Genomic DNA, 9,402 nt, shown 5'->3' with positions numbered 1-9,402 from the left:
AAGTCTGTTCTGAGGCATTCTTCTGTGATGTTAGAAGCCCACACTATAATCGCTTCGATTTAGTGTGGGTAGTTCACTAAAGTATTTAAGGATTCGCGGCTTTGCTTGAGTTTGCTTCTCCATTTAGATGCGCGACAGCTTAGCAACTTGTGGTAATTATTACAATATGAAAATTAGCACGTATAAGCCGGAATCTATAACAAAGTGGCAAACCGCAGATTTCAAAATCCCCATATCCGCGTATATTCACATTCCTTTCTGTCGGCGACGCTGCTATTACTGCGATTTCCCGGTTTCTGTAGTCGGAGATAAGGCTCGTGGGGACAATTCTGGCACAATTGTACAGTATGTTGAGATGTTGTGTCGGGAAATTGAAATTTCACCTGGATTTGGAAAACCCCTGGAAACAGTTTTTTTTGGTGGTGGTACTCCTTCCCTGCTATCGGTAGAACAGCTAAGTTATATACTAGCAGTGCTTGAAGGGAAGTTTGGGATTGCCGATCGGGCCGAAATTTCAATGGAAATGGACCCAGGCACGTTTGATTTGACACATTTAAAGGGATATCGCGATGCGGGAGTAAATCGGATCAGTTTGGGGGTACAAGCTTTTCAGGATGAACTGTTAAAATATGCCGGTCGATCGCACACCGTTGCCGATATTTTGGCCGCAGTTGAGTTAATTTGTCAAATCGATGTTCCAAACTTCAGTTTAGATTTGATTTCTGGACTCCCGTATCAAACTCTAGAACATTGGCAAAATTCCCTAGAGACAGCAATTGCTATTTCACCCACGCACATCTCTGTTTATGACCTTATTGTTGAGCCTGTTACGGCGTTTGCACGTCAGTATAAACCCGGTTCTCAGCCTTTGCCCACTGATGATACCACAGTCAAGATGTACAAGCTAGCGCAACAAGTGCTGACGAGTGAGGGTTATCAACATTATGAAATTTCTAATTATGCCCAGCCCGGACATCAGTGCCGCCACAATCGAGTTTACTGGGAAAATCGTCCTTATTATGGTTTTGGTATGGGTGCGGCGAGTTATTTGGGCGGACAGCGCTTTACAAGAGAGCGGACAAGGCGAGAATATTATGAATGGGTGACATCTGGATGTGCGATCGATTGCGTCCAAATCTCGGCTGATGATATTCTGTTAGAAACTTTAATGTTAGGCTTACGGTTGGCATCAGGGTTAAACTTGTCAGCTTTAGCTCAGCAGTTTGGGGGGAAAACCTTAGAGCAGATTTGGCACTGTTTGCAGCCTTACTATCGTCAAGGTTGGGTACAAATTGTAGGTATAGATGGGAAATATATTGATATTTGCGATGACCAGAAGTTACCGTTGTCTGGGCAGTTAAGATTAACCGATCCAGAAGGGTTCTTATTTTCTAATACTATTCTGGCTGCTTTATTTGAGCAACTAGAATAAGTGCATTCAGTCTTTTATCTGCGTTTATCTGCAACTTCGGTTCGCGCTAAGTCGAGCCGTTCATCCTTTTCATCTGCGATCAAAATTTAACCAAAGATACCAACAGAAAATTTCAGGACATCGCTTATGTAGTACCGATCCAAGCGGCTAGGGTATAATCTAAACTGATGCGATAAGCAAAGATGATTAATTTTGTAAATGCTTGGTGGATAAGGAATTGTCCTGGCCCAATGCCCGATGCCGAAACTAACCCCAAAAAACGTAGGCAATGGGCAATTTTCATTTAGGCAAATTATCGATCGCGATCTTTGCAAAGATTAAGATTGATTTGCCATGAAGTAAATTTGCAACAAGAGACATGGCTGGAAAAGCAATAGATAAGAGCGCCTCTGGCGCTCTCATTCTCATTATCCCCATAGCGCTTGCGATCGTCATCCTGTTCAAAGCTTGGCCAGTGCTGCTAGCGCTGGTTAGCTTGGGCGGTACTTTGAGTATTTGGCAGCGCTATCAATGGCAAAAATGGAGCCAGCAACTTAACCCCTTCTTTAATCAGCTCATCGAGGAAAACCGAGGATGCCTTACCGTACTGGACTTGTCTATGAAGGCCAAGATCTCTGGGACGGCAGCCAAGCGGTATTTAGATGCTAAAGCTGAGGAATTCGGTGCCCAAGGTCGAGATTTTGAAGATAAGGGCAGGGTGTATTACTTTATCACCGCCAAGACTCTAGGTAACATATTTGACGATGATACGCCCAGTTTCCAACTTGAGAGCAAACCCTATACTGTAGAGGCTTTTGAGCCTTTGTCACTGCCACCAGAGGCGATCGAGAAGCCAACAGAATCACCTACTGAGGCAGAGAAAGCACCAGAACCACTGACTTCTGAGGAACCACCGGAAGCACTGACTTCTGAGGAACCAGTGACTTCTGAGGAAACACCAGAACCACTGACTTCTAAGAAACCAGTGACTTCTGAGGAAACACCAGAACCAGTGACTTCTGAGAAACCACCGGAAGCACTGACTTTTGAGAAACCAGTGACTTCTGAGGAACCACCGGAAGCACTGACTTTTGAGAAACCAGTGACTTCTGAGGAACCACCAGAAGCACTTACTTTTGAGGAACCACCAGAACCACTTATTTTTGAGAAACCACCAGAACCACTTATTGAGGAGGAACCACCAGAACCACTAACTTCTGAGGAATTAGCAAAACCACTACCTAAAAAACACAGAATTCTTCAATCTCTGATCCAATCGGAACTTGCTAGACGACTCGACGTTCATTCCAGTACTGTTCTCAAACGTAGAGACGATTCAGATTTCCCACAGTGGAGTCGCAGCAGAGATCCAGAAGGAATTGCCTGGGAATACTCACCAGACACAAGAGAGTTTTATCCGATCGAATAACGAGTAGTCAAGGGAGTATGGGACGGGGGCAGGGGTATGGCATGATCGATCGGAATTCGCCCGCCCAGCCCCCGATCAAAATCTAAAATCGAATGACTGGTACTCTTTCCCTTCCTCCAGATGATTGGCTAGGTTTAATCTTCCGGCTAAGTCTCTCTTTGCTCGTTGGGGCGATCATCGGCTGGGAGCGCCAACTCACACATAAACCGGCAGGGCTGAGAACTTATATGCTGGTAAGTTTTGGTGCGGCTCTGTTTGTTCTCGTGCCTATCCAACTCAGTTCCACCCCGCAGGAGGCCGATAGTATCAGCCGTGTGATTCAGGGCATTGCAGCTGGCGTTGGCTTTTTGGGAGCTGGCGAAATCTTGCGGACTGGGCAGGAATGCGGGGCAGTGGAGATTCGCGGACTTACCTCTGCTGCCGCCATTTGGGTTACAGCCGCTTTGGGAATTGCTGCTGGTTGTGGATTATGGCAAATGAGTTTAATTGGGGCTGTTTTATGTTGGTTAGTTCTCAGAATTGTCAAAAAAATAGAGCGCAATTCCTAGTTTTGTTCTATTATGTTTCGAGAGATTTCTCTTCGGACGAAATGCTGCCAACTGACTTTCTTCCTCGCCAAACTTCTAGGCTGAGGATGCAGGCAAGCAACCAAACCAGTCCTGCCGCATAGCCAGCTACCACATCGGTAGGCCAGTGGACGCCCAGATAAAGCCGACTCAAACCTATAGCAGTAATTAATAAAAATGTCAATATAAAAATCAATGCCCACCAGCGTTTGAATTGAATTGCCAGCAAATAGCCGATCGCACCGTAAACCACCAGGGAAATCATGGCATGACCGCTGGGGAAGCTGTAGGAATTTAATTCGAGGGTGCGTTCCCACAGAGCGGGTCTAGCACGAGCAAACAAGTCTTTAAGCAAATAATTTAAACCGATCGCACCTACTAGAGCGATCGCCAGCGTTGTTGCTTGGGCTCTGCGATGCAGAATCAGCAACCAAATCCCTACGAATATACATATACTCAGCAACACTCCCGCCTCGCCCAGAAAAGTAATTCCGAGCATCATTCGATCGAGCATCGGCGTGTGCAAGTCTCTCAGAATTAGTAAAATCGTCGTATCAAACTTGTCGGTTTCCTTAGACAGCACTTCCTCTGCTAGAGCGGCAAATCCCCACAGGGACAAAGCTGCCACAATCAGCCCCCCAATCCGAATTGTGGAGAGCAGTGGCAGCAGCTTGGGACTGACATTCTGCTGCCAGATGTAAATAATTTGCTTGCTCAGTTGACGCAGGAAGTGGAAAGGCATTGTCTAATCGAACCTTTTAACCGATTGCAGGAACATTCAAGCCTAAGATAGCTTTTTCCAGGTTTGGGTAACAACATCGCTCAGCCAACGCCGTTGCGCCCCATCCAGAAGCCTATCGTCGGCTAGAACTTCAGCGGTTAATTGGTCTAAAGATTTGCCCTGGGAACGGGAAATCTCGATCACACCTGCGATCGCAGCGGCGACTATTTCTTCATCAACAGGTTTTTGCCTTAGATCGGCCACTTCTTGAGGGCTGGCTGGAATAGGATAATTCATGGCGAATTCACAAAGGTATCTAGTGGTTTCAGAAAAATGAGAAAATTGTAAAGTTTTTTAAGACATTGTTGAGTATTCGGAAGTTTACCGTATTTTCAGCCTCTGTCAACTCTGTCTTGTTAAGTAGGTTAACCAACACCGCGATACCCAAAATGAAAGAAATTCTGTATTTAGAAATTCCCACCCCGGATACAGGTGCCGTCCGTGCTTGGTTACAAGAGGGATTTGAACCGGGCTGGGGCGAAAAAGCGATCGGCCCCGACGGCTTTCGCCTCAGATTCCCTCATACTACAAACCGTGTGACAAATATTCCCGAAACTCCAGAACTTTTGGCTTTCGTCTGGTCGGTGCAGCGAACGACATATTTAAAAGTCTTCCGCACAGCAGATAAGCCAGTCCCTAGAGAAAGGGAAATCTTGCAAAACCTGACTAGAGAACTCAGAACCAAGTTTCCGCATCAGTATCCGCAACCACCAGCCATTGACCTGTCGGAGCAAACCATCTTTGAGGCGCTGGCTCCCTATTATCCCCAGACAGTACGCTACTTCCAGAAAATGCCCAACGGCGAATCCGATCTCCAGCGCGTCTACTGGTGGGAACAACGTTGGCGCGAAGGTGTCCGCAATCCCCAGCAACCCAAGCAGGTTTTGTTTTCCCAAACAAAAAGCGGAGGGGGAGAGAGGCAGAGGAGCAGAGGGGGAGAGTGGCAGAGGGGGAGAGTGGGAGAGGGGGAGAGTGGGAGAGTGGGAGAGGGGGAGAGGGGGAGAGGGGGAGAGGAGAATGCTCTTTTAGGCCCCGATTATGACCTCATCTACGTGGGTGGAGCCTTGGGAGTTATCCATGCAGCGGTAATGGCGCAATTGGGTTATCGGGTGCTGTTGGTGGAGCGGTTGCCGTTTGGACGGATGAATCGGGAGTGGAATATTTCCCGCAATGAATTCCAAAGCTTAATCGATTTGGGTTTATTTACTCAAACTGAATTTGAAAGCATAATTGCGCGAGAGTACGCAGACGGTTTTAGTAAATTCTTTGATGCAAATAATCCCCCTAACCTGAAAGCGTCAGTATTACACACGCCGACAGTGCTAAATGTGGGATTAGATGCGGAGAAACTGCTGCGAGTATGCGGGGAAAAACTAAGAGCAGCTGGGGGTGAAATTTGGGATGAGACAGAGTTTATCAGGGCGGATGTCGGAGATGAGCAAGTCGATTTGCAAGCGAAACACCAGCGGACTGGGGCATATAGACAGGCGAGAGGGCGTCTGCTGGTGGATGCGATGGGAACGGCGTCACCTATAGCTTGGCAGCTGAACAAAGGTCGCGCTTTTGATAGTGTTTGTCCCACGGTAGGAGCGGTACTGAGCGGATTTGAGCCGGGAGTGTGGGATTCCCAGTACGGGGATGTTCTTTACAGTCACGGGGATATTTCGCGAGGGCGTCAGCTAATTTGGGAGCTATTTCCGGCCCAAGGGGACGATCTCACCATTTATTTGTTTCATTACCATGAGGTGAATTCAGAGAATCCCGGTTCGTTGCTGGAGATGTACGAAGACTTTTTCACGATTCTGCCGGAGTATCGGCGTTGCGATATGGATAAGCTGGTGTGGAAAAAGCCGACTTTTGGTTATATTCCAGGTCATTTTAGCGTAGGAAGTAACGATCGCACCGTTGCGATCGATCGACTCATCGCTATTGGCGACGCCGCTTCCCTCCAATCTCCCCTCGTCTTCACCGGCTTTGGTTCCTTGGTTCGCAATCTTGGGCGTTTAACGCATCTTTTGGATACAGCCCTCAAACACGACCTTTTAAGCGCAAAGCATTTAAACCAAATTAGCGCTTATCAAAGCAATATCTCAGTCACCTGGTTATTTTCCAAAGGCATGATGGTTCCCACCGGGCGTTACTTTCCACCCCAAAGAATTAACGCCATGCTGAATACCTTTTTTGGGATTTTGGCTAGCGAACCTCCAAATGTGGCAGAAACTTTCATTAAAGACAGAATAGACTGGCTGACTTTTAATCGGCTAGCACTCAAAGCCGCCCGCATAAACCCAGCATTACTGATGTGGATATGGGAACTGGCAGGTGCTAGAGATATGCTGCGTTGGTTGGGAAGTTATCTCGACTTCACCATCAGCACTTTAATCGGCTGGTTGTTGGGCGATTGGTTCACCAGTTGGCTCGCGCGTCAACAGCCTTGGTTAGAACCTCGCTATCCTAAGTTGTGGCTGTTTTTGCTTGCCCAAAGTTATGCTTACAGACCGGGAATGAGGCGTCCGAAATGGCCTAATTTTCACATTTTAGGATATCAAATTTCGCGACGAGGTGAAGAATTGAAAGTTTAAAATTAAAAGTAAAATCACCACAGAAAATCTACATCTACATCTGTGTTCATCTGTGTTCATCTGTGGTAAAAAAAATCTTCTCTTTACTTTTTCAGATAGGCTTTTACTCAGCGCTCAGCACTTTAGGACTTCCTATGAGTAGCAATGACATTCTGCGAACTCTAACCAATATCTCACTTAAAGAATCTCTGCTGCGATTATCTGTTTCTCCAGTCAAAGCAGATAGAGATGCGATCGCACGCATCGAACGAGAAACGGGTAAGCAAATTCAGACGATTATCGCCGACCTTGACAGCACCGATATTACCTTAAAAGCTCTAGAAGAAAAACCCACAACGACTTACAGCGAGTTGATTGGGCGTGTCAAAAGAGGTTTATTTTTTGGGGCTCTGCTGGGGTTGCTGGCGCTTTTTATCCTGCCTGAGAATCGTTTTGCGGTTGCGATCGTTTTAGGTGTTCTGCTTGGTTTGTCTGCCCCACTAGGGCGTAGGTGAAGAACCTCACCCCCCCTCGCCCCCCTCTCCGTGTACGGCGAGGGGGGAGTAGGATTGTAGAGAGGTTTAGGAAAGCGGATTCCATATAGCAACCGCTCTCGTCGGTTAGGGCATCCTAAAACGCCATAACCAATTCACAGCAAGCATTTCACTTTTTACTTTTGAATGAATGACTTTTGCTATAGGTACTGGAGTTGAGACGATCGCACCTGCGGTGCGATCGTCTCAACTCCAGAAAATAAATTCATCCAGATTAACCCCCAACATTTTTGACAATCACTTTTTCCAGCTCAGTTCTGTCCAGGAAACTTGGTTCTGTATCCATGATAGATTGGGTAGCTTGACGAAATGATGCGATCGATACCAGACAACTTGAGGCAGAATCCCACAGGATAAATTTGAAACAATCAGGAATATCGGACATTCGCAGCATTTTTGAATCAGCTAGCAGGTGACGATTCTGATTGTGGCAAGCTTCAAGGTTGTAATTAGGGATTCTTTCGGAAAGATGATGGATATTGTGGTAGCCGATGTCTGCGGAAAACCATTTTAAAAATGTCGGTAACTCCAGGTAACTGCTGCCCTGTATTGCTCCCAGCAGATAGTCCCAGCCTTCTGTTTTGTGTGCGTAAGAGCCATCAAAGTTGTGCTGCACAAAGAAGACACTGATTAACATCGCCGCCGAACAAGTTAGCGTGATTGAGTAAACGCTCAGGAAAAAACCAAATCCCAGTAAATAACCCAGAAAAATCCCACCTCCAACTACACAAATGTTGTTGAAAAGCAGATCCCAAAACTCACCCGCTGTGTACCAATTTTTAGATTTGTGGGAGGAGATGATTTTTGCTAAACCGATGCCTGGATCTTGCTTCAAGCAAGTCAGTAGATGACCTATAAAACCGTAAGTTCCTAGAATCAGTGCAAGTCTTGGCTTAATGGCAAGGTAGAAAAAACCTCCGGGAAAGATCATCAATGGGTGCCTCAGCAATTCATACCGCCGCTGAGCAGATGGACTGAGTTTGGCAAACTCCTCAGTCGAGATCAATGCAGAAGGTCCGCGATACCGCTCCCAATCACCGTTCGTTTTGTGGTGATAGGCGTGTCCTCTTGACCAGGGGTATTGGGGGATCGCGTTGATCGCACCCAGCATAAAACCGATGACCCGATTCACCCTTTTTGAACTAAAAAGCGAATAGTGTCCGCAATCGTGCATCAAAGAAAAACAGCGCCCTGAAAAAAGTGCGAGCAGAACCACGATCGGCGGAAGCAACCAAAAGGAAACAGACGCTGCTTTAACGGCCAGAAACCATAAAAGGATATATGGAACAACTGTATTGACAATCTGATAAGTCGCCCGCAAGTCGTTGCTCTTCATGTAGGGAGCCAAGATAAAATCCGACTTTTTAACCGTGGTTTCCATTCAATCACATCTCTTGTGAACAACCTCGAAGCAATCAGCCTCAGCGCTCCCTAAATCTCCCATTCACGAAAGACTTCCGTTCGCGCAGCGTTGCGAAGCAACCGATTCAGATCGGATTGCTACAACTTTGACTGGACATCGATAATATACCTGTTTTTTACCGAAAGCAGCAGTCATTTCGAGATTAAGGTTGGCTTTGCCCCAGGCGCGGTTATGCGATAGCCAGCAACAAGAACACTTACAAGTGCTGCCTATAGTGGCGCAACACCAAAATGAGATTGTCAGGATAAACAATGAAATGGCGAGGCTACGAACTGAGAGTCTTCGCATTCTAGAACATTTGTTTGGCTCTCAACAAGGTGGCTAATTTTCGGTTTTTCGGGTAAAATATGCTGATTTGGGCATATATCGACGTTGATTTACCCCGGAAAAAGATATAATCTTAATTGCTTAGGTTATCTGAGTAAAAACTATAGTAGAAGAAAATTTATGACTCAATCATCAGATAGCAATCGGCTAGACCGCATTGAAGCAATAGTCGAAAATTTAGCTGAGTCAATAGCTGAATTGCGCGATAGCCAGCGTCACAGCGAAACGAGATTCCAAAATTTAGCTGAGTCAATCACTGAATTGCGCGACACTCAGCGTCACAGCGAAACGAGATTCCAAAATTTAGCTGAGTCAATCACTGAATTGCGCGACACTCAGCGTCACAGCGA

Annotated in this window: 10 protein-coding genes; 7 read left to right on the top strand and 3 right to left on the bottom strand. The window is 46.4% G+C overall.

Annotation, left to right across the window (positions count from 1 at the left end):
* The first annotated feature begins 166 nt into the window (after nt 1-166).
* The 3 genes from hemW (at nt 167) to LAY57_RS33505 (ending at nt 3,388) form a co-directional block, all read left to right on the top strand.
* Nucleotides 167-1,432 carry a radical SAM family heme chaperone HemW gene (gene hemW / locus LAY57_RS33515; protein WP_249071521.1) on the top strand — a complete coding sequence of 422 codons (1,266 nt, stop codon included), beginning with the start codon at nt 167-169 and terminating at the stop codon, nt 1,430-1,432.
* A gap of 358 nt (nt 1,433-1,790) precedes the next feature.
* The gene (locus LAY57_RS33510) at nt 1,791-2,840 is read left to right on the top strand and encodes a hypothetical protein (RefSeq protein ID WP_249071520.1); all 1,050 of its coding nucleotides are present in this window, start codon (nt 1,791-1,793) and stop codon (nt 2,838-2,840) included.
* 92 nt (nt 2,841-2,932) lie between these two features.
* Entirely contained in the window at nt 2,933-3,388 is a 456-nt protein-coding gene (locus LAY57_RS33505; protein WP_249071519.1) for an MgtC/SapB family protein, read from the top strand.
* Between the two features lie 10 nt (nt 3,389-3,398).
* Here LAY57_RS33505 and LAY57_RS33500 read toward each other — a convergent pair whose 3' ends face one another.
* Both LAY57_RS33500 and LAY57_RS33495 read right to left on the bottom strand, forming a co-directional pair.
* The gene (locus tag LAY57_RS33500) at nt 3,399-4,148 is read right to left on the bottom strand and encodes a phosphatase PAP2 family protein (protein WP_249071518.1); all 750 of its coding nucleotides are present in this window, start codon (nt 4,146-4,148) and stop codon (nt 3,399-3,401) included.
* A gap of 42 nt (nt 4,149-4,190) precedes the next feature.
* Entirely contained in the window at nt 4,191-4,424 is a 234-nt protein-coding gene (locus tag LAY57_RS33495; protein WP_249071517.1) for a hypothetical protein, read from the bottom strand.
* Nucleotides 4,425-4,576: 152 nt separating this feature from the next.
* Here LAY57_RS33495 and LAY57_RS33490 point away from each other — a divergent pair, with 152 nt between their 5' ends.
* Together LAY57_RS33490 and LAY57_RS33485 are read left to right on the top strand one after the other, a co-directional pair.
* A complete protein-coding gene (locus LAY57_RS33490; protein WP_249071516.1) occupies nt 4,577-6,769 on the top strand; it encodes an FAD-dependent monooxygenase family protein in 2,193 nt (730 codons plus the stop codon).
* A 134-nt stretch (nt 6,770-6,903) separates the two neighbouring features.
* Complete coding sequence (locus LAY57_RS33485) at nt 6,904-7,263, top strand: hypothetical protein (RefSeq protein WP_249071515.1); 360 nt, start codon at nt 6,904-6,906, stop codon at nt 7,261-7,263.
* Nucleotides 7,264-7,516: 253 nt separating this feature from the next.
* On the opposite strand, the gene LAY57_RS33480 is transcribed toward LAY57_RS33485, so the two are convergent.
* A complete protein-coding gene (locus tag LAY57_RS33480) occupies nt 7,517-8,683 on the bottom strand; it encodes a fatty acid desaturase (RefSeq protein WP_249071514.1) in 1,167 nt (388 codons plus the stop codon).
* Between the two features lie 190 nt (nt 8,684-8,873).
* Between LAY57_RS33480 and LAY57_RS33475 the strand changes: the two genes are divergently transcribed.
* Complete coding sequence (locus tag LAY57_RS33475) at nt 8,874-9,050, top strand: hypothetical protein (RefSeq protein ID WP_249071513.1); 177 nt, start codon at nt 8,874-8,876, stop codon at nt 9,048-9,050.
* 122 nt (nt 9,051-9,172) lie between these two features.
* Nucleotides 9,173-9,402: hypothetical protein (locus tag LAY57_RS33470; RefSeq protein WP_249071512.1), on the top strand; the 230-nt coding region annotated here is incomplete at its 3' end.

The organism is Argonema antarcticum A004/B2 (assembly GCF_023333585.1).
GTDB classification, from domain to species: domain Bacteria; phylum Cyanobacteriota; class Cyanobacteriia; order Cyanobacteriales; family Aerosakkonemataceae; genus Argonema; species Argonema antarcticum.
This window is presented reverse-complemented; position numbering and strand designations above follow the sequence as displayed.

Bases quoted from the DNA above. Each gene is read 5' to 3' on its own strand.
- hemW (WP_249071521.1), top strand. From the start codon at position 167: ATGAAAATTAGCACGTATAAGCCGGAATCTATAACAAAGTGGCAAACC.
- LAY57_RS33490 (WP_249071516.1), top strand. From the start codon at position 4,577: ATGAAAGAAATTCTGTATTTAGAAATTCCCACCCCGGATACAGGTGCC.
- LAY57_RS33500 (WP_249071518.1), bottom strand. From the start codon at position 4,148: ATGCCTTTCCACTTCCTGCGTCAACTGAGCAAGCAAATTATTTACATC.
- LAY57_RS33485 (WP_249071515.1), top strand. From the start codon at position 6,904: ATGAGTAGCAATGACATTCTGCGAACTCTAACCAATATCTCACTTAAA.
- LAY57_RS33495 (WP_249071517.1), bottom strand. From the start codon at position 4,424: ATGAATTATCCTATTCCAGCCAGCCCTCAAGAAGTGGCCGATCTAAGG.
- LAY57_RS33480 (WP_249071514.1), bottom strand. From the start codon at position 8,683: ATGGAAACCACGGTTAAAAAGTCGGATTTTATCTTGGCTCCCTACATG.
- LAY57_RS33510 (WP_249071520.1), top strand. From the start codon at position 1,791: ATGGCTGGAAAAGCAATAGATAAGAGCGCCTCTGGCGCTCTCATTCTC.
- LAY57_RS33505 (WP_249071519.1), top strand. From the start codon at position 2,933: ATGACTGGTACTCTTTCCCTTCCTCCAGATGATTGGCTAGGTTTAATC.